This is a genomic window from Paenibacillus barengoltzii G22, from assembly GCF_000403375.2.
Taxonomy (GTDB): Bacteria; Bacillota; Bacilli; order Paenibacillales; family Paenibacillaceae; genus Fontibacillus; species Fontibacillus barengoltzii.
In genome coordinates, this window is the sequence record NZ_KE159652.1 from 1,604,904 (window position 1) to 1,624,668 (window position 19,765).

The following is a 19,765-nucleotide window of genomic DNA, read 5'->3' on the forward strand; positions in this document are numbered from 1 at the left end:
AAAATGGATCTGTGTTATACTATTTTCTCTAAACTGTTACATACACAAAGATAAAAATATAACACAACAATCCTTAATTCCTTTGACTTCTAGAATGAAACAGGAGTATAATAATTCTATAACAGAGGAACAAGTTAATCAAATTTTCAGTCGAGGTGAAAAAAATGAGCAAGATTCCTTATGAAGTATACACGGAAGAAGTAGAAGCTTTGTCCGTGCTCTCGCCAGACGGTGAAATCGTTAACAAAGATAAAGTACCGGCTCTGTCCGACGACGAATTGAAAGAATTGATGTATCGCATGGTATTTACCCGTACTTGGGACGAACGTGCGATCAACTTGGGCCGCCAAGGCCGCCTCGGATTTTATGCTCCAGTTTCCGGGCAAGAAGCGACAATGGTAGGTAGTGAATTTGCGCTGGATAAACAGGACTTCATTTGCCCGGGTTACCGCGATATGCCGCAGCTCGTATGGCATGGACTTCCGCTTTATCAAGCTTTCTTGTATTCCCGCGGCCATCAACATGGCGGACAAATTCCAGAAGGCGTTAACGTACTTATGCCGCAAATCATCATCGGCGCACAAGTATTGCATGCGATGGGGATCGCCATGGGCTACAAGCTCAAAAAACAAAAACAAGTCGTTATCACTTACACCGGTGACGGCGGTTCTTCTGAAGGTGACTTCTACGAAGCACTGAACTATGCTGGCGTATTTAAACTGCCGGTTATTTTCTTCGTACAAAACAATGGTTATGCCATCACGACACCGTTCTCCAAGCAAACTGCGGCTTTGTCGATCGCGCACAAAGCAGTGGCTGCCGGGATCCGCGGCGTGAAAATCGACGGGATGGACGTGTTTGCTGTTATCAGCGCGGTGCGTGAAGCTGCTGAACGTGCTCGCAACGGCGAAGGTGCGACTTTGATTGAAGCCGTAACTTATCGTTTCCGTCCGCACTCTCTGTCTGACGACACTTCGAAATACCGGACGAAGGAAGAAGAAGGTCAATGGAGTGAGAAAGACCCGATCGCTCGTCTGGCCAAATACTTGGAGAAGAAAGGTCTTTGGACTGAAGAAGATACTGCTCGTGTGAAAGAAGAAGCGAAAGCAAAAGTAAACGAGCATATTAAGAAAGCAGAACAAACGGAAAAAATGACAATTCCAGGCCTGATCGACAGCATGTTTGAAGTAACGCCTAAACACCTGGAAGAGCAAAAGGCCGATTTTCAATAAACGTACGTGTGTATTTTAGTCTGATCGTTCTATAGAGGAGGATACAAGCAATGGCACAAATGAATATGAAAGAAGCGATTCGCGACGCCTTGCGCGTCGAACTGCAACGCGATCCAAATGTTCTGATTTTCGGCGAAGACGTAGGTAATGTCGGCGGGGTGTTCCGTGTAACGGAAGGTCTGCAAAAAGAATTTGGGGAAGAGCGCGTCATGGATACGCCGCTCGCGGAATCCGCTATCGGCGGTTTGGCGGTAGGTTTGGGGATCCAAGGCTTCCGTCCAATCGCGGAAATTCAGTTTGTTGGCTTTATTTTTGAAGCATTGGACCAAATTCTCGTACAAGCGGCTCGGATGCGTTACCGTTCCGGCGGACGTTATCATTCTCCGATCGTGTTCCGTACTCCGTTTGGCGGCGGCGTTAAAGCAGCTGAGCTGCATACTGATGCTTTGGAAGGCCTGATTGCCCAAACTCCGGGGATCAAGCTGGTTGTTCCTTCGAACCCTTATGACGCAAAAGGTCTGTTGATCTCTGCGATCCGCGATAACGACCCTGTATTCTTCATGGAACACTTGAACTTGTATCATGCGTTCCGCGAAGAAGTACCGGAAGGTGAATATACCGTTGAACTGGGCAAAGCGAAAGTCGTTCGTGAAGGCTCCGATGTAACGATTCTTGCTTATGGTCTCATGGTTCATACCGCTATGAAAGCAGCAGAAGAACTGGAAAAAACCAAAGGCATTAAAGCTGAAGTTATCGACCTGCGCACCTTGGTGCCGCTGGACATCGACACGATTATTGCCTCTGTGAAGAAAACGAATCGCGCTATCATCGTTCAAGAAGCGCAAAAATCGGCTGGTATCGCTGCGGAAGTCATCGCGCAAATTAACGAAAAGGCGATTCTGCACCTTGAAGCTCCGGTACTGCGTGTCGCTCCTCCGGATACAGTTTATCCGTTTGCGCAAATCGAAGATCAATGGCTGCCGTCCCCGGCTCGCGTGATCGATGGCGTTAACAAAGTGCTGGAATTCTAAAACGAAGAACAAATAGGAGGTCTTTCCTGTGGCGAAGTTTGAATATCGGTTCCCTGAACTGGGCGAAGGCTTGCATGAAGGTGAAATCATCAAAATGCACATCAAGCCAGGGGACAAAGTAACGGATGAAGATATCATCATGGAGGTACAAAACGATAAAGCGATCGTTGAAGTACCTTGTCCTGTGAATGGTGTAGTACAAGAAGTGTTTGGTAAAGACGGTGCTGTATTCCGTGTAGGTGAAGTGGTTGCCGTTATCGAAGCTGAAGGGGACATTCCTGAACAAGAAGGGGCTCCAGCTCCAGCGGCTGAAGCAAGCGCACCGGCTGCCGCAGCAGCTCCGGCTCCGCAAGCAGCTGCTTCGTCTAACAAATTCGAATACCGCTTCCCTGAGCTTGGCGAAGGTTTGCATGAAGGCGAAATTATCAAAATGCATATTAAACCGGGCGACAAGGTAACGGATGAAGATATCATTATGGAGGTTCAAAACGACAAAGCGGTCGTTGAAGTTCCATGTCCGGTTAACGGTACGGTTCTGGAAGTGTTCGGTAAAGACGGTGCGGTGTTCCGCGTAGGCGAAGTTGTGGCTGTCATCGATGCTGAAGGCGATCTGCCTGAACAAGCTGCAGCTCCTGCACAAGGGCATGACTCTCCTGCTGCTGCAGCAAGTGCACCAGCCGCAGCCGCTGCTCCTGCAGCTCCAAACCGTGAAATCCTTGCTACACCTGGCGTTCGCAAATATGCTCGTGAGCAAGGCGTTGACTTGTCGCTGGTACCAGGGACTGGCAAAGCTGGTAAAATCACGAAAGAAGATGTTGACAACTTCAAGAAAGGCGGAGCTGCCGTTGCTGCTCCGGCTCAAGCTGCTGCACCTGCACAAGCCGCTGCTCCAGCCCAAGCTGCAAAAGCACCTGCTGCACCAACAGCGATCGCAACAGAGGGCGAAGAAGAACGCGTTCCGTTCAAGGGTATCCGCAAAGCAATTTCCAACGCGATGGTGAAATCGGCTTACACAGCTCCGCATGTCACTATTATGGATGAAGTGGATGTAACGGAACTGGTTGCTTTCCGTACTCGCATGAAACCAATCGCTGAGAAGAAAGGCATTAAAGTTACGTATCTGCCGTTCATCGTTAAAGCGCTGGTGGCCGCTTCTCGTCAATTCCCGGCTCTGAACGCTTCGATCGATGAAGCGAACAACGAGATCGTTTATAAGAAATACTACAACATCGGTATCGCAACTGACACCGATAACGGCTTGATTGTTCCGGTGATCAAGGATGCGGATCGGAAGAGCATCTGGATGATCGCTGAAGCGATCAAAGACTTGGCATCCCGTGGTCGTGAAGGTAAACTGGCACCTCACGAAATGAAGGGCAGCACGATTTCGATTACAAACATCGGTTCTGCTGGCGGTATGTTCTTTACACCGATTATTAACTACCCTGAAGTAGCGATCTTGGGTACGGGTCGTATCAGCGAAAAACCGGTAGTTAAGAACGGTGAAGTCGTTGCAGCACCAGTTATGGCCTTGTCGCTTAGCTTCGACCACCGTCTGATCGACGGTGCGACAGCACAGAACTTTATGAACTATATCAAACAGCTGCTCGCTAACCCAGAGCTGCTCGTTATGGAGGTGTAATCGTCAATGGTAGTAGGAGACGCTTCTATTGATATTGATACATTAGTTGTTGGGGCAGGTCCCGGCGGATATGTGGCGGCCATTCGTGCCGCCCAACTCGGGCAAAAAGTGCTCATCGTCGACAAAGCAGAGCTTGGCGGCGTTTGCTTGAACCGCGGTTGTATCCCATCCAAAGCACTGATTGCAGCAGCTCATCAATTTGAATCTGCTCAGCATGCTGAAGTATTTGGGGTTAAAGCGGAGAAAGTCACCGTTGACTTCAAGAAAACTCAAGAATTCAAAAGCGGTGTCGTGAAGAAAATGACCCAAGGCGTTACCGGTCTGCTGAAAGGCAACAAGATTGAAGTTTTCAACGGTGAAGTGATGTTCATCAATGAAAGCGAAGCTCGTTGCTTCAACGATCATGAATCGCCGCGTTATCGCTTCAAACATTGCATTTTGGCAACCGGCTCCCGTCCAATTGAGCTGAAACCTTTCCCGTTCGGTGGACGCATTCTGTCCTCGACGGAAGCCTTGGAGCTGCAAGAAGTACCAAGCAGCCTCATCGTGATCGGCGGCGGCTATATCGGTGCCGAACTCGGTCAAATGTACTCTAAATTCGGCACGAAAGTGACGATTATCGAAGGTATGGATACCGTACTGCCTGGCTTTGATAAAGACATGACTCGCCTGGTTGCCAAGAACATGGCGAAAACCGGCATCGAAATCGTGACGAATGCGAAAGCTGAAAGTGCAGAACAAACGGATAAGAACGTAACGGTGAAATATTCTGTAAACGGTGAAACCAAAGAAGTAACTGCTGATTACCTGTTGGTAACAGTAGGTCGTCGTCCGAACACTGACGGCGATTTGGGTCTGGATCTGGCTGGCGTTGAGTTGACTGACCGCGGTTTGGTGAAAGTTGACCATCAAGGCCGCACCAGCAACCCGAAAATTTTCGCGATTGGCGATATCGTAGCGGGCCCAGCGCTTGCGCACAAAGCTTCCTATGAAGGGAAAGTTGCTGCCGAAGCAATCGCAGGACTTCCTTCCGTGGTGGACTACAAAGCGATCCCAGCGGTCGTATTTACCGATCCAGAATGTGCCAGCGTAGGGCTGACGGAGTCGGAAGCGAAAGAGAAGGGCTACAAAGTCAAAGCCGGCAAGTTCCCGTTTGCGGGCAACGGTCGCGCAACTTCTCTGAATCAGCCTGACGGCTTCATCAAGATCGTCGCTAACGCGGATAACCATGTTGTACTCGGCGCGCAAGTCGTAGGGATCGAAGCATCCAACCTGATCGCTGAGCTGGGTCTCGCGGTTGAAATGGGTGCAACGCTCGAAGATATCTCGCTGACCATCCACGCTCACCCAACCTTGGGCGAAATCGTAATGGAAACTGCAGAGCTGGTCGAAGGTCATCCAATCCACGTCATCTCTCGCTAAGTTTAGCGTACGTCTCTCCCACTTCTTCTAGAAGTGGTTCATCTCCTAATATTTTGGGCAAGACCGAGGTTACGGTCTTGCCCCTTTTTTTATTGCTTTATTTCACTCCAAGCCGCATCCGATAGCCAAACAGAATCCGTCGACGTTCTCCGCCAAATCCTTGTTTCACTTGCTTGCGAAAATGCTCGGCAGCGGTTAGAATCTCGTCTGAGCCTAATTTCAAGGCAGTTTGTACTCCACCTTGACTAAGGGCCAAGTTCGCATACCGATCTGCATCACAGTCCTCCCAATGGTGGAAGACGATCTCACGGGAATATCGGAACAGGCCGCTCTTGCGGATTTGCTGCAAATGCTGGTCCTTTGGCCATTTATAAGCTTCTTTCCCGGTCTCACTTAGTTCGCTGGCTCGTTGGTCAGCTAGCTTGGTGAGCTCTTCGTAAGCTTGCTCTAGCTCGGGCGAAACAACCGGTGGCCAATCGCAATCGTATGCAGCAAAAATGCCTCCAGGACACAATACCCGAGCGAACTCCTGCAGTGTGGGTTGCGGGTCCATCCAGTGAAAGGATTGTGAGCACGTAACCAGATCAACGGAGGAGGCTTCCAATGGCAGTTCATAGGACAAGCCTTTCACAAATTGAAGCTGCTGTGGCTTGCCGACTTCCTGCCAACGGTTGATCGCTACGGCACGCATATCATCGTTGGGTTCAATCCCTACGATTTGCTTCGCACGCTCCAACCAAATAAAAGAGGAGAGACCGGTACCGCAGCCAACATCTGCAACGACCTCGGGGCGGCGTCCTAAATACATCGTGAGGATGTCAATCAAATCAACTGGAGCTTTGGGGCGGTTTTGGTCATACAAATCACTGAACCCAGTGAAACGTTCAATGTTGTTTTGGCGGATTTGTTCGCTCATCGGGCAACTCTCCTTTTATTCGCAAGACGAAAGTTATTCCCAAATTATACCGCACAAAAGGTTCTTGGTCGCGTAGACCAAGAACCCTTGTTACGTTTAAATCAATAAATTAATGCCCGATTGATCAGCCTTCCCTAAATAATAGCCAACGCCGCCGATTTTGACCCCGTCGATCAACTCTTCCTGGCGGATGCCCATCAAGTCCATGGACATCTGGCAGGCTACGATTTCAACCCCTTGCTCCATGGCAGTGGTCATCAATTCCTCCAGGGACGAGACGTTATTCTGTTTCATCACGCCACGAATCATCTTCGCCCCGAATCCAAGCATATTCATCCGGGAAAGCGACAATTTGCGGCTGCCGCGCGGCATCATCAAGCCAAACATGCGGCCGATGAAGGTTTTGGCGACGGGAACCTTTTCCGATTTGCGCAGAATGTTCAGACCCCAGAAGGTAAAGAACAACGTAACCTTCTTGCCGCTGGCCGCTGCGCCATTGGCGATAATAAACGAAGCGATCGCCTTATCTAAATCGCCACTGAACACAATCATCGTTGTGCCTTCCGGTGAGGACGCCAGTTGCGTGGTTACTGTAGTGTCAGACTGAGCTGGGCTTTCCTTCCGCAAGTAGGCTTCGATGATCCCATCTGCACGCTTGGTGACCTGGAGCACCTGATGTTTGGACATGGTCGCCCAGGCCTGCACATCCTCATAGAAACCAGGATCCGATGCGGTGACGTGCAGAGTTTGTCCGGATTCCAAACGGTCCATTGCTTGTTTCACTTGAATCAACGGGCCTGGACAGCATAATCCACAAGCGTCTAGCTCTGCATCAGCCTGCAGCGGGGCTGGGGCTTCGTTTGGTGCAGCCGAATGACGTTCAGTCTGCGGCACAGCCGGATCTGCCTTTGCTGCGGCAACCTCCATTTTTGCCGCAGGATCTGTGGGAAGTTTCTGTGAACTTGCCCGGCCAGGCTGGTAATTCGCCATTTGATACAGCTTGTAACCGCCGGTGAGGTTGCGAACCCTGAAACCTTTTTGCTGCAGAATCCGAGAGGCGGTGTACCCGCGCAGCCCCACTTGGCAGTAGACCCAAATCTCCTTGTTGGCATCCAGCTCATTTAAGCGATCGCGTAATTCATCGACCGGGATTAGCAAGGAGCCGGGGATATGACCGTTGGCATGCTCCATTGCCGAACGAACGTCCACCAACATGGTGGTCTGTTCATCCCGAGTCGCCAAATCCTGAGGAACATACACGCGCACTCTTCCGCTCAAGATATTCTCCGCGGTATACGCTGCCATGTTGACCGGATCCTTCGCTGACGAGTAGGGAGGGGCATAGGCCAGCTCCAGCTCGGCCAGATCCGCTACCGTCCCGCGGAAACGAATCGCCGTGGCGATATCATCAATCCGTTTATCTACCCCGTGATAACCAACAGCTTGCGCACCAAGCAGCATTCCATCAGGCTGAAACAGCAGCTTGATCGAGAGCGGGGTAGCGCCGGGATAATAAGAAGCATGGGAGCTGGGATGAACGACAGTGACATGGTAAGGGATGCCCATCCGTTGCAGTGTTTTCTCATTGTTCCCGGTCGCTGCTCCGGTGAGGCCAAATACTTTAATGATGGACGTACCTTGCGAGCCTTTGTAGGTGGTCCCTAGACCGCAGACGTTGTCCGCAGCGATCCGTCCTTGCTTGTTCGCAGGTCCAGCGAGAGGGATCGCTGTTTTCGAGCCATTGACGAAATCAACGACTTCAGCTGCATCCCCAACGGCATAAATGTCAGGAATGCTCGTCTCCAGTTTATCGTTTACGAGAATATGTCCTCGTGGGCCAAACTTGATACCGGTATCCTTCAGAAAAGCCGTATCCGGCTGTACGCCAATCGCCAATAACACGAAATCAGCAGAAACTTCGCGGCCGTCCGAAGTCTGAACCGTAATGCGGTTTCCTTGTTCAATAAACGAGGTGACGGTCTGCGACATCAGCAGCTTTACGCCGTGATCCTCCAGTTCTTTGGCCAGGACACCCGCCATTTCGGGATCAAACGGCGCAAGAATTTGCGGGCCGCCTTCAATTAACGTAACATCAAGCCCGATTTCTCTTAAGTTCTCGGCCATTTCCACACCGATAAACCCGCCGCCGATGACGATGGCCGAAGCCGCGTTCTCCTCAGCAACCCTTTGTTTGAGGCGGTCGGTGTCCGGAATATTCCGCAGCGTATGAATTCGATTGCTCTCGATGCCGGGAAGATTCGGGCGGATGGGTTTCGCGCCGGGTGATAATATCAAGGCATCGTAGCTTTCTCGGTACTCACCGCGTTCTTTGTTGCGGACCAGCACTGTTTTGGTCGTTGGATCGATTCCGATCACTTCGCTTTCCGTACGAACATCGATGTTGAAACGGCGATGCATCGCTTCCGGTGTTTGCACCAACAGCTTCGAGCGTTCCTTGATGGAATCACCGATGTAGTAGGGGAGCCCGCAGTTCGCGAACGAAATATAAGGATCCCGTTCAAACATAATGATATGCGCTTCTTCATCCAGACGGCGAAGTCTTGCAGCCGCAGAGGCGCCGCCGGCAACGCCTCCCACAATGATTACCTTTTTGCTCATCTTTTTATTGTTCCTCCTCGAATAAATGGCGAACCAATTTGATGACTCTCTCATTCGCCAGATGATAGTTAACTTCCAATCCGCTGCGTTCGGCTTCAACGATGCCTAAGCTGCGCAGTTTTTGCAGGTGTTGGGATACGGTCGATTGCGGCAGATCCAAACACTCTTGCATATACGTCACATTGCAATGCTGCTTCTCCAGCAAGCCGCGGACGATACATAACCGAACCGGATGCGCCAAGGCTTTCAGCATTTCTGCTGTTTCCTGATAGGCTTTGAAATTGTTATCCATGCAGGTGCACCTCACTAAAATCGTATCAATCACTATATCTTAATATTACGATATAACAATATAATTTGCAACTAAGAAGTACCATGTGCGATAGATACAGTTATTAGTAAGGTCCATTTAGTGAGGTCCATGACGAGACAAGATCAGAATGGGGAGGTCAGGGCCAAGGTGAGGTCGTACTGGACTATCCTGTAGCTGCCGAGGATACAAACAGGGCCTGGAGGGTAGATACCAGGAGGAGGTGATCCCAGAGATATTATCCTTTCTGATTGCGGCTCAAACGACCGGTAAGGGGAGAGGAATCGGGGTGAACCTGTCGGCACCCTATTGGCGAATGAAGATTGTCCAGAGCACCGACAGGAGAAATGAAGGAAAATTGAATTCCTTCTATTTTGGCAGTTTTGCAGATGCGTTCGTGATGATCCGGGAGATTTGCTTCTCCCAATCGTAGACTTTCGCTAAAGAAGTGTGAATGGCTTTCGTTTGATCATATACGGTCTTCAACTCCAATGCAGCGACAATGGCGTCACCGCGCTTGACACTGGCTTTATACCGCTTGTCAGCCGCCGAAAGGTGTTTTCGCGCGGCGGCGACGGATTTGTTTTCGGCGGTGATCTGCTTTTTTAACGTTTGCACGGGAGTGAGCGCATCTTTCACGACTTTGACTTTGGCGGTTTTCGCTTTCTTAGCAGCGGCTAACGCATCCTTTTTCGCTTTAATTTCTGCCGAAGCAGCAGTTGCCGCAGGCTTCAACTTGTTGCGCTTCAATTCCAATAAATCAGCAGTTTTCTTATCCTTGCGTTTCTTGGCTGCTGTCACTTGCTTGCCCAATGATTTGTATTCCTCCAACAGGGAGGCATGCTTCCGCTGCAATGACTCGGATTCCTGTGTCAGGCGAGTGATGGTAGCTTGATCAATGACTTTGAGCTTCGCATTGATGGCAGCCAAAGCGTCGTTATTCTTCTTGCGCAGTGCTGAAATTTCGAGGCTCTCCTGTTTAACCAACGTTTGTACCGCGGTTAACCCATCATACATCGCGTCTATTCCACTCAAGGCAGCATCCCAAGAGCTTGCAGCATACGTAGGTCGATATCCGCCTAACATTAGTGAAATCGTGATGACCGTCAGCAACAGCAGTTTGATCGAACTTCTCCACTTCATAACCGTCAACTCCATCCTATATGAATTTGCCATTCTCATAGAAACGCAAAAAAAGCACCTGCAAGAAAGGCGATATCGCCAGACTTGCGAGGTGCTTCACTCGCTTGATTCTATATGATTTTGGCATATTTAACTATAAACTACCAGCTCCCAAAAGTCAATCCTCTTTACGAACTTACGTTCTGTAGAGTAGGGTCTGAGGTATTGGCACAAGCGGAATTGGCATACTATGGTTAAACTTTAAAGAGGGTGAACAACATGCGATTCAAGTTCTTGTGGAGCGGGCGAATCTGTTTCTGGCTTCTGATCTTTGTCATATGTCTATTGCTGGGTGGTTGCCGTTCAACCTCGAATCCCAAAGAAGCGGATCTACTGCATATCCAATCAACAAACAACACTTTCAACGGAAAAAAGAAGGTTATTTTTGTCCTGGTTGACTCCCTTATGGACCAATTGATTCAACGCGGAATTGAGCATAATGAGCTCCCCGCCTTTCAATATCTCATTCAGCATGGCCAATATTATCCTGATATGATCAGCTCTTTTCCGACCATGTCCATCTCGATTGACAGCACGCTGCTTACCGGGCGTTACCCGGATGCTCATCATGTGCCGGGCTTAACCTGGTATCCGCATCAGGGACAGAAAGTGATAGGTTATGGCTCAGCTCCCGTTGAAATTTTGCGCCGCGGGACGAAGTCCGTTTTGACACATGCGTTAAAAGATTTAAACGATCAGCACTTAAACCCCGATGTGCCAACTATATATGAGGATTTGAAGCAGTTGGGCTTCACCTCCGGATCGGTGAACGGATTGGTTTACCGAGGGATGACCTCACACCAAATCGACTTGCCGCAACCGTTACGCGAGCTTGTTCCGCTGAACTTGCCTCTTCAAGTGAAAGGGCCGGATTTTATGGCTTTCGGGGCATTGTCGAACCCGCTTGACGGGGTGACGAATTTGCCTGACGGGCCTGCGGACCGGATGGGCTTTAATGATCGATATGCGATTGGAGTGGCAAAATACTTGATCCAAACCGGTCAATTGCCCGATTTTTTGCTGATTTATTTGCCGGACCTGGATGGAAAGTTGCACAAACGCGGCCTTACCGATCGTGAAGGCATCAAGGAGACGGATCGTCGACTAAAAGAGCTGCTGGATGCTTATGAATCTCGAGCACATGCGTTACACGATACGATTCTGATCGTTGCGGGAGATAGTGGAATGAGCCAAGTATTGCCCAAAGAACAACAGCCTGTAATTGATTTACCCAAGCTGTTACAGCGGTATCACGTATTACCGACTGGTCAAACCATGAACTCATCCACCGAAATTGCCCTCGCTGTTAACGACACGATGGCCTACGTCTACAGTTTGAAACCGGAGAATTCGCTGAAAGAGATCGCCGATGTATTGAGGAACGACCCACGAATCGACCTCATTACCTGGCAAGAAGATGGCTGGATTCATTGTGTAAAAGCGGGGGATCCGGCAGCGATGAGATTCAAAGCAGGCGGGGATTGGATCGATCCTTATAATCAATCCTGGTCCGTTCAAGGGACGGAGCAGATACTTGATTTGAAGCGAGAGAGCATAAGCGAACGCAACAAAACACGCCATATTACGTATGGAAAATATCCTGATCCGCTGCGTCGCCTTCAAGGCGCTTTACAATCCCACGAAGGGCGATTTCTTATCGTCACCGCCAAACCGGGGTATGAGCTCGCGGAAGCTGGAGCCCCCACACATTCCGGTGGCGGAGCGCATGGGGGGCTGGATGCGTCTGCATCGCTGGTGCCTCTGATCATCTACGGGACGGAGAAGCGGCCGGATTTTTTACGAATCGTCGATTTGAAGGCTTACTTACTCGATTTGTTAAAGTCGGAAAGTCGCAAATAAATCTGCTATAATAGGATGGATTAGTAGACCAATGTGACGGGGTGTTTAACTCATGAGAAAATATTTAGATTTGCTGGAGGATGTTCTGAAGAACGGAACGCCCAAGGAGGATCGAACGGGTGTCGGTACGCGCTCGGTCTTCGGACGGCAACTGCGTTTTGATTTAAGCGAAGGCTTCCCGCTCGTAACAACCAAACGGATTCATTTGAAATCGGTGATTCATGAGTTACTGTGGTTTTTGCGCGGCGATACGAATATCGCTTATCTCAAGGAACATGGCGTTCGGATTTGGGACGAGTGGGCGGATGAGAATGGCGATCTCGGCCCGGTATACGGGTCGCAATGGCGTTCTTGGGAAGCCCCGGACGGCCGAAAAATCGATCAAATCGCAAACGTGGTGGAAGCAATTAAGAAAAATCCGGATTCTCGCCGCCATTTGGTAAGCGCTTGGAACGTAGCTGAAGTCGATCAAATGAAGCTGCCGCCATGCCATTTTGTTTTTCAATTTTATGTGGCCGACGGCAAGCTGTCCTGTATGTTGACGATGCGTTCGGTGGACACTTTCCTTGGCCTGCCGTTTAATATCGCAAGCTACGCGCTGCTGACCCACATGATTGCCCAACAATGCGACCTGGAGGTTGGCGAATTCATCTGGTCCGGAGGAGACGTGCATATTTACAACAACCATATCGAGCAGGTAAAAACCCAATTGGAACGCGAGCCTTACCCATTGCCGAAGCTGGTGATCAAACGGAAACCGGAATCAATCTTCGACTATAAGTATGAGGATTTCGAATTCATCGATTATAAGTATCATCCGACGATCAAAGCAACGGTCGCTGTATAACATTGACGGAGGACGGAGGGATCGATCGGAATGATCACGCTGATTTGGGCGATGTCCAGAAATGGGGTTATTGGCCGGGATAATCAGCTGCCCTGGAGGCTGCCGGCGGACTTAAAGTTTTTTAAAGCGAATACAACTGGGAAAACGATCGTGATGGGCCGCAAGACTTGGGAATCCATGGGCAGTAAGCCGCTCCCGAACCGGCATAGTGTCGTGTTGACCGGGGATCCTTCTTTCACAGCGGAAGGGGCGGATATCGTCCACTCCGTGGAGGAAGCGTTAACCTACACGGATCGAGGAGAACTGATGGTTATCGGTGGGGCTGGGGTATTCCAGCATTTCCTGCCCCTCGCGGACCGGCTGATCGTGACCCTAATTGATGAGGATATCGAAGGAGACGTGTTTTTCCCTGACTTTTCATGGGAAGATTTTGAATTAGTCCATGAGGAACAGGGAGTACGGGACGAGAAGAATCCCTATGATTACCGTTTTCTTACTTACGAACGCCGCAAATGATGTGATAATAAGTACAAATTATCGTATCATTAATCCATTAATAACATTTCCCCCGAATGCTAACATCAAGATACATTGATGACGGCGTATGAAAAGTTTTCGATCGCCCGGACCGGGTGACTCGCGACTTTTCATATCATGTGACATGATAACGGATGGGGGAACTTGTGATGTCTACACCAACAGGATTTATGGAGTTCAAACGCGAACTTCCCGGGGACCGGAGCCCGTCCGAACGGGTGAAGGACTGGGAAGAATTTCATAAGCATATGTCCGAGGAGGATTTACGCATTCAAGGCGCACGCTGCATGGATTGCGGCACGCCGTATTGCCACACGGGCATTGATATGGCCGGCGGGACAGCAGGCTGCCCAGTACACAACTTGATTCCGGAGTGGAATAATCTGGTATACCGTAACCTCTGGAAGGAAGCGCTGGACCGTTTGCACAAAACCAACAACTTCCCGGAATTTACGGGGCGAGTATGTCCGGCCCCTTGTGAAGGCTCTTGTACCGTAGGTCTGATCGGAGAGCCGGTCACGATCAAGACGATTGAACAGGCAATTATCGATAAAGGTTTCGAAGAAGGCTGGGTTGTTCCTGAACCTCCGGAGAAACGGACAGGCCGCAGAGTGGCCATTGTTGGCTCCGGACCTGCAGGCCTTGCTTGCGCCGCCCAATTAAACAAAGCGGGCCATGAAGTGACGGTCTATGAGCGTGCAGACCGAATCGGCGGTCTTCTGGTTTATGGGATTCCGACGATGAAGCTGGACAAAGCGGTCGTACAGCGTCGCGTCGACTTGTTGGCTGCTGAAGGCGTGAAGTTCGTGACAAATACGGAAATCGGCAAAGATATTAAAGCCCAACAGCTTGTGGATGAGTATGACGCGGTGGTACTATGCGGCGGGGCAACCAAACCACGTGAATTTAATATCGAAGGCAGCGATTTGAACGGGGTGCATTATGCGATGCCGTTCTTGAACGGTACGATTAAGAGCTACTTGGACTCCGGGTTAACTGATGGGAACTTTTTGTCCGCAGAAGGAAAGGATGTTATCGTCATCGGAGGCGGGGACACTGGCTCGGACTGCGTAGCGACGGCGCTGCGCCACGGTTGCCGCAGTGTGACGCAATTTGGTACCCATGCGAAAGCTCCGCTGGAACGGGACCCGATCAACAACCCTTGGCCGCAATTCCCGAACGTGTACACACTCGATTACGCCCAACAAGAAGCTAAAGCGTTGTTCGGTAAAGATCCACGGGAATTCTCGATCATGACAACGAAATTTGTAGGCGACGAAAACGGCAACCTGAAAGAGCTGCACACGGTGCAAATTCAGCGGATCGTCGATGAGACTGGACGGAAAATCTATCAGCCGATCCCAGGCACTGAGCGCGTCTTCCCAGCGCAACTGGCGCTGATTGCTATCGGGTTTGACGGTCCAGAATCGACGCTGGCGGATGAGCTGGGTCTTGAACGAGACCGTCGGACGAACGTGAAGGCGAAATACGGTCAATTCAAAACGAATGTCGATAAAGTGTTTGCTGCAGGCGATATGCGCCGGGGCCAAAGCTTGGTCGTATGGGCGATCAACGAAGGCAGAGCTGCGGCACGCGAAGTTGATAAATATCTGATGGGTTCGACGGTGCTGGTATAATCCCGCCAAACGAGCCGCAACATTTTGACAGGACGATCCCTGGATCAATATGCTATAATAGGTACTAGCTTACTAGAGCTGCGCGTAGCGCGGCTCTTTTTTAGATTTGAGAGACAGAGGAAGAGGGGCCCGAAAGCATGAAAACGCTCGTAATCGCCGAAAAACCGGATATGGGACGGACGATCGCCGCTGTAATTGAACCGAAGGCGAAGAACAACCGATCCTACCTCGAGGGAGAGCGCTACATCATTACTTGGGCGATAGGTCATTTATTAGGATTGGCCGAACCGGACGCCTATGACGAAAAGTACAAACGCTGGAATTTCAACGACCTGCCGATTCTGCCGGATCGCTTCAAGATTGTGCCGAATCCGCGCACAAAAGATCAGCTGAAGACGATCGGCGAGCTCGCAAAACGTTGCGATACGATTGTAAATGCATGCGATGCTGCCCGCGAAGGACAGTACATCTTTGCGTTAATCCAACAGCAGCTCAAATTAACCCAGCCTGTTAAGCGCTTGTGGATTTCCGACTTGACCAACGAAAGTATCGCCAAAGGGTTTGACGAGCTGCATGAAGCGTCCGAGTTCGAAAATTTAACGCAGGCCGCGCGGGCGCGCAGCGAAGCGGATTGGCTGATCGGAATGAACGCGACGCGTGCGTTTACGACCAAACATCGGGAGCTGCTGTCCGTCGGCCGGGTCCAAACTCCGGTGCTAGCGCTAATCTATGACCGGCAGAAGGAAATCGAGAATTTTGATTCGCTGACTTACTATGAAATCAAAGCGGAATTTAAGCAGGATACCCGTAAGTATACCGGAAGCTGGCAAGGGGACCGGTTGACGGATAAGGAGAAGGCGGAGGCCATTGCCACGAAGGTTCGCGGCAAGGAAGGGCGCATCACCGAATACGAAGTGAAAGACACGAAAGAATATCCGTACAAGCTGTACGATTTGACGTTGCTGCAGCGGGAGGCAAATGCGAAGTTCGGATATTCTGCCAAGAAGACGTTGGACATTGCCCAGGCGCTCTATGAGCGCCATAAGGTGATCTCCTATCCACGGACAAGCTCCAACTATGTGACCGAGCAAAATATCGATGGGATGCATAAGGTGCTGCATATGCTGAAATCGTCGAGCTATAAGGAGCTGGCGGAAGGCGGACGTCCGAACCTGGTGCATGTCGGCAACAAGGCGGTGTGCAATCCGTCCCGGGTAGAGGATCACCATGCGATCCTTCCGACGCTTCGGCGTCCGGGCACGTTAAGCAAAGAAGAGCAGAACATCTACGATCTTGTGATCCGGCGCTTTTTGTCCCATTTCTATCCGGCGGCGGAATATAAGCAACACACTGTACTCACTGAGGTGGATGGTGAAACGTTTAAAACCAACGTGAAAGAGCTGTTGTCGCTGGGGTGGAAGGTATGTCTTCCTGGCGATGACGGAGCGAAAGCCGGTAAAGGACGCGGCAAGAAGAAAGACGAGGAAGAAGAAACCGAAGAGCTGATCAGCGAACCGTTCGAGATCGACCGTAACCGTCCAGTGCAATGTACAGACGCCGAGGCGAAGGAGAAAGCAACTCAGCCGCCAAAGCATTATACCGAAGGCACGTTGCTTAAAGCGATGGAAAGCGCCGGGAAAAATTTGGAGAACGAGGAGCTGCGCGAAGCGATGAAGGATGCGGGTCTCGGTACTCCGGCCACTCGGGCAGCAACGATTGAGCGGTTAAAGAACGTGGGATATATCACGATGCAGGGGAAAAAGATCACAGTGACGCAAAAAGGCCGGACCGCCGTTGAGCTAATTCGGCGCGCTGGTGTCGAGCTGCTGACCTCGCCGGAGATGACGGGGCAATGGGAGCGTCGATTATACCAGATTTCCAAGGGAGAAGCGGTGCGGGAGCAGTTTATGGAGAACGTGCGCCGATTCACCATCTCGATTATCGAGAAGGTGCGAACGCAGCAGAAAGCGGACGCCTCCATGTTCGCGTCGGCAGAAGCGGAGAAGGGTGGTCGGCGCGGAAGCCGAAGCAGCAGCGGCGGTAAAACGGGACGATCCGCCTCTTCTACAAGGGCAGGCGAGCGTCGTACAGCGCAAGCGACCACGAAGCAACTGCCGGCAGGCAGCCTTCAACCGTTGGCACCTTGCCCGCGCGAAGGCTGCGGCGGTCAGATCATCGAAGGTCGCAGGGGCTTTGGCTGCACGCACTACAAGCAGGGCTGCGGCTTCGTTATCTGGAAGGAGTTCGGCGGCAAGAAAATCTCGCCGGCGATGCTAAACGCGCTGTTGACGAAAGGCCAAACTCAGCTGTTATCTTTCAAACGCGAGGAAGGCGAAATCAAAGCCCGCATCGCTTTAGCCGATCGCACGTCGGGCAAGCTGGAGCTCATAGAGGCGGAGCCTTCCCGAACTTAAGCGAAGACAAAAAACGGACCTTATAAGGGGAACTGACCCCCGTTTGTGAGACAGGGATCAAAAACACCTTGCAAGTTAAGCAGCCAGTTGTCGATAATCAATCGGTGACTGGTTGTTTAGTTTTGTTTGAATGCGAATTGAGTTATAGTAAGTAATGTAGTCTCGAACGACCTGTTCAACGATTGCTGTCGTTGTACTCGTTAAACCTTCGAGATAGAACGTTTCAGACTTTAGCGTGGAATGAAACGATTCGATGGGGGCATTATCAGCGGGCGTTCCCTTGCGGGACATGCTCATGGTAATGCCCTTTTCCTTTACAGCTTCCTGATACGCCTGGGAAGTGTAGACACTCCCCTGATCGCTGTGAAGTATCGTACCTGGTAGATTGGGCAGCTGACGGAGTGTGTCCAGTACGAACGCAGTGTCCTGCTTGTCAGCTATACTGTATGCCACAACTTCTCCGTTAAACAAGTCTAGGATACTTGATAGATACAACATTCTTCCTCCAAACGGTAAATACGTAATATCCGTAACGAGTTTTTGCATAGGTTGATCGGCCTCAAATTGGCGTTTTAGCAAGTGTTCTGCTATATAGGCTGGCTGCCCTGTAGGTTTGCGTTTCTTGACTTTGACACGGCATTGCAGCTCTTCACGCTGCATAATCCGTTGCACTCGTTTATGGTTAATCGCTTGTTCTTTCCGAAGTAGAGCGGTGATTTTACGGTATCCATAACGAAATTTATGCTGCAAACAGAGTTCGCGGATTTTCTCTACCACAGGATCGGCATCCCTGCTTCCATACTTATCCTTCCAGCGATAGTAGGTAGCACGAGAGAGTCCCGCCCAGGCACAGGCTTGTGCCACGCTAACTTCTCCTTGGATCGATTTGATCCATTCCACTACAATCTTTGAGGATACCCCCTTTCCATCTCGTTGTACTTTTTTAGGAGATCTAGCTGCTGTTTCAAAAACCTATTCTCTGCCTTTACTTTCTCTAATTCTGACGTATATTCCGGTCCTTTGCCGTAGCTATATTGTTTACCTACAGGCTGCTCAAACCGATGTATTTCTCCGTTACGATACCATCGCATCCATGTTCTCACTTGAGAATCATGTCGTATGTTCAATTGCTCCATAACTTCTTTCACTGGGATACCAGCCATTCTCATTTCAATAGCCTTCATCTTAATCTCTTTTGGGTAGCTTACTCGGGTTGCCAACGAAAAAACACCTCCAAGGTTGTCTCCCATATCATACGACATGGTTGCATTCTCTTGAAGGTGTTTTTAATTTGTCTCACACTATGGGGTCAGTTCCAAGGTCCGTTTTTGTTTTTGAGTTTGATGTGTATGGTTAAAAATCACGAGCGGAACTTCGACCAAGGACGTAACGGTATGCATTTCCGAATCCCTGTCATGCTGAAGCTCCACAATATTGTACAACCACTCGTTGGGGATTTTAATGTAAATCGCCTTAATTCCGACGGAAAGGGCTGGCATGACATCCGTCCGCAGGCTGTTGCCGATCATCCAGGTTCGGGAACGGTCAAACCGCCGCGACTGAAGAATTTCTTCTAAGGCTTCCGCATTTTTGTGTTGGCGAATGTAAATCCGATCCTCAAAATACTCGGCCAATCGCATCTGCTCGATTTTACGCTGTTGGATCTCGGTATCTCCGCCGGTATACAAGTGCAGTTCATGACCTTGACTGCGCAGTAGATTTAAGGTTTCGACCATGCCGGGATACGGTTCGATAGGTTGCTCATAAACGCTAAGCCCCAGCTTCATCAGCCGTTCTTCTTCCTCCGGAAGAGTCTGTCGTCCCGTAACTCTAGCGAAATAGCGGTAGGTGTCAACCAACGATTCGGGAAAATGCGAGCTGGCAAAACCGATTTGATGGACTCCGGCTACATCAATTTCCGTTTGCTTCTCTCGGATCTCATTTGACGTAATGCCGAATGTCTTAAACCAATCGGTCATTAGGTCAGCGAATTGGTCTAGAATTAGATCAAAATATTTATTGCAATAAACTAAGGTATCATCCAGATCAAAAATAATTTGTTGCGTCAAGGGCGTTTTCATATCTCACGGGTCACTCCTTATCCAAGAAACGCTTG

At 50.2% G+C, this 19,765-nt stretch carries 15 protein-coding genes; 9 read left to right on the top strand and 6 right to left on the bottom strand.

The window, feature by feature from the left end:
* Positions 1–164: 164 nt before the first annotated feature.
* From pdhA to lpdA, 4 genes are read left to right on the top strand one after another with little or no spacing between them, the layout of a single operon-like run.
* Positions 165–1,232: a pyruvate dehydrogenase (acetyl-transferring) E1 component subunit alpha gene (gene pdhA / locus C812_RS07495; RefSeq protein WP_016312064.1), complete on the top strand. Its 1,068-nt coding sequence runs from the start codon at positions 165–167 to the stop codon at positions 1,230–1,232.
* A gap of 50 nt (positions 1,233–1,282) precedes the next feature.
* Positions 1,283–2,263, top strand: a complete 981-nt coding sequence (locus C812_RS07500; protein WP_016312065.1) for an alpha-ketoacid dehydrogenase subunit beta — start codon at positions 1,283–1,285, stop codon at positions 2,261–2,263.
* Between the two features lie 28 nt (positions 2,264–2,291).
* Positions 2,292–3,905, top strand: coding sequence for a 2-oxo acid dehydrogenase subunit E2 (locus C812_RS07505; RefSeq protein ID WP_016312066.1), 1,614 nt, complete (start codon positions 2,292–2,294; stop codon positions 3,903–3,905).
* Positions 3,906–3,911: 6 nt separating this feature from the next.
* A complete protein-coding gene (lpdA, locus tag C812_RS07510) occupies positions 3,912–5,327 on the top strand; it encodes a dihydrolipoyl dehydrogenase (RefSeq protein WP_016312067.1) in 1,416 nt (471 codons plus the stop codon).
* Positions 5,328–5,424: 97 nt separating this feature from the next.
* On the opposite strand, the gene C812_RS07515 is transcribed toward lpdA, so the two are convergent.
* The 4 genes from C812_RS07515 to C812_RS07530 all read right to left on the bottom strand — a co-directional run bounded on the left by C812_RS07515 (position 5,425) and on the right by C812_RS07530 (position 10,315).
* Positions 5,425–6,243, bottom strand: a complete 819-nt coding sequence (locus C812_RS07515; protein ID WP_016312068.1) for a methyltransferase domain-containing protein — start codon at positions 6,241–6,243, stop codon at positions 5,425–5,427.
* Positions 6,244–6,339: 96 nt separating this feature from the next.
* Positions 6,340–8,862: an FAD-dependent oxidoreductase gene (locus C812_RS07520; protein ID WP_016312069.1), complete on the bottom strand. Its 2,523-nt coding sequence runs from the start codon at positions 8,860–8,862 to the stop codon at positions 6,340–6,342.
* A 4-nt stretch (positions 8,863–8,866) separates the two neighbouring features.
* Positions 8,867–9,154, bottom strand: coding sequence for an ArsR/SmtB family transcription factor (locus tag C812_RS07525; RefSeq protein WP_016312070.1), 288 nt, complete (start codon positions 9,152–9,154; stop codon positions 8,867–8,869).
* A 387-nt stretch (positions 9,155–9,541) separates the two neighbouring features.
* The gene (locus C812_RS07530) at positions 9,542–10,315 is read right to left on the bottom strand and encodes a hypothetical protein (protein ID WP_016312071.1); all 774 of its coding nucleotides are present in this window, start codon (positions 10,313–10,315) and stop codon (positions 9,542–9,544) included.
* A gap of 444 nt (positions 10,316–10,759) precedes the next feature.
* On the opposite strand from C812_RS07530, the gene C812_RS07535 reads away from it, so the two are divergent.
* From C812_RS07535 to C812_RS07555, 5 genes are all read left to right on the top strand, one after another.
* Positions 10,760–12,214 carry an alkaline phosphatase family protein gene (locus C812_RS07535; RefSeq protein WP_244268278.1) on the top strand — a complete coding sequence of 485 codons (1,455 nt, stop codon included), beginning with the start codon at positions 10,760–10,762 and terminating at the stop codon, positions 12,212–12,214.
* A gap of 52 nt (positions 12,215–12,266) precedes the next feature.
* Positions 12,267–13,061 (top strand): thymidylate synthase, encoded by a 795-nt coding sequence (gene thyA, locus C812_RS07540; protein ID WP_016312073.1) that lies wholly within the window; start codon positions 12,267–12,269, stop codon positions 13,059–13,061.
* Between the two features lie 30 nt (positions 13,062–13,091).
* A complete protein-coding gene (locus tag C812_RS07545) occupies positions 13,092–13,577 on the top strand; it encodes a dihydrofolate reductase (protein ID WP_016312074.1) in 486 nt (161 codons plus the stop codon).
* A 170-nt stretch (positions 13,578–13,747) separates the two neighbouring features.
* Positions 13,748–15,235: a glutamate synthase subunit beta gene (locus C812_RS07550; protein WP_016312075.1), complete on the top strand. Its 1,488-nt coding sequence runs from the start codon at positions 13,748–13,750 to the stop codon at positions 15,233–15,235.
* 137 nt (positions 15,236–15,372) lie between these two features.
* A complete protein-coding gene (locus C812_RS07555; protein ID WP_016312076.1) occupies positions 15,373–17,649 on the top strand; it encodes a type IA DNA topoisomerase in 2,277 nt (758 codons plus the stop codon).
* 75 nt (positions 17,650–17,724) lie between these two features.
* Here the strand turns inward: C812_RS07555 and C812_RS07560 are convergent.
* Both C812_RS07560 and C812_RS07570 read right to left on the bottom strand, forming a co-directional pair.
* A protein-coding gene (locus tag C812_RS07560; RefSeq protein ID WP_157274712.1) for an IS3 family transposase occupies positions 17,725–18,869 on the bottom strand; the annotation gives its coding sequence in 2 pieces (ribosomal slippage) (positions 17,725–18,596 and positions 18,596–18,869; 1,146 coding nt in all).
* A gap of 81 nt (positions 18,870–18,950) precedes the next feature.
* Positions 18,951–19,730 (bottom strand): HAD family hydrolase, encoded by a 780-nt coding sequence (locus C812_RS07570; RefSeq protein WP_016312079.1) that lies wholly within the window; start codon positions 19,728–19,730, stop codon positions 18,951–18,953.
* Positions 19,731–19,765 lie beyond the last annotated feature (35 nt).

What these genes read in the sequence shown, in the direction of transcription:
- C812_RS07535 (WP_244268278.1), top strand. Translation starts at nt 10,760, where the DNA reads ATGGACCAATTGATTCAACGCGGAATTGAGCATAATGAGCTCCCCGCC.
- thyA (WP_016312073.1), top strand. Translation starts at nt 12,267, where the DNA reads ATGAGAAAATATTTAGATTTGCTGGAGGATGTTCTGAAGAACGGAACG.
- C812_RS07545 (WP_016312074.1), top strand. Translation starts at nt 13,092, where the DNA reads ATGATCACGCTGATTTGGGCGATGTCCAGAAATGGGGTTATTGGCCGG.
- C812_RS07525 (WP_016312070.1), bottom strand. Translation starts at nt 9,154, where the DNA reads ATGGATAACAATTTCAAAGCCTATCAGGAAACAGCAGAAATGCTGAAA.
- C812_RS07500 (WP_016312065.1), top strand. Translation starts at nt 1,283, where the DNA reads ATGGCACAAATGAATATGAAAGAAGCGATTCGCGACGCCTTGCGCGTC.
- C812_RS07555 (WP_016312076.1), top strand. Translation starts at nt 15,373, where the DNA reads ATGAAAACGCTCGTAATCGCCGAAAAACCGGATATGGGACGGACGATC.
- lpdA (WP_016312067.1), top strand. Translation starts at nt 3,912, where the DNA reads ATGGTAGTAGGAGACGCTTCTATTGATATTGATACATTAGTTGTTGGG.
- C812_RS07520 (WP_016312069.1), bottom strand. Translation starts at nt 8,862, where the DNA reads ATGAGCAAAAAGGTAATCATTGTGGGAGGCGTTGCCGGCGGCGCCTCT.
- C812_RS07570 (WP_016312079.1), bottom strand. Translation starts at nt 19,730, where the DNA reads ATGAAAACGCCCTTGACGCAACAAATTATTTTTGATCTGGATGATACC.
- C812_RS07515 (WP_016312068.1), bottom strand. Translation starts at nt 6,243, where the DNA reads ATGAGCGAACAAATCCGCCAAAACAACATTGAACGTTTCACTGGGTTC.
- pdhA (WP_016312064.1), top strand. Translation starts at nt 165, where the DNA reads ATGAGCAAGATTCCTTATGAAGTATACACGGAAGAAGTAGAAGCTTTG.
- C812_RS07530 (WP_016312071.1), bottom strand. Translation starts at nt 10,315, where the DNA reads ATGAAGTGGAGAAGTTCGATCAAACTGCTGTTGCTGACGGTCATCACG.
- C812_RS07550 (WP_016312075.1), top strand. Translation starts at nt 13,748, where the DNA reads ATGTCTACACCAACAGGATTTATGGAGTTCAAACGCGAACTTCCCGGG.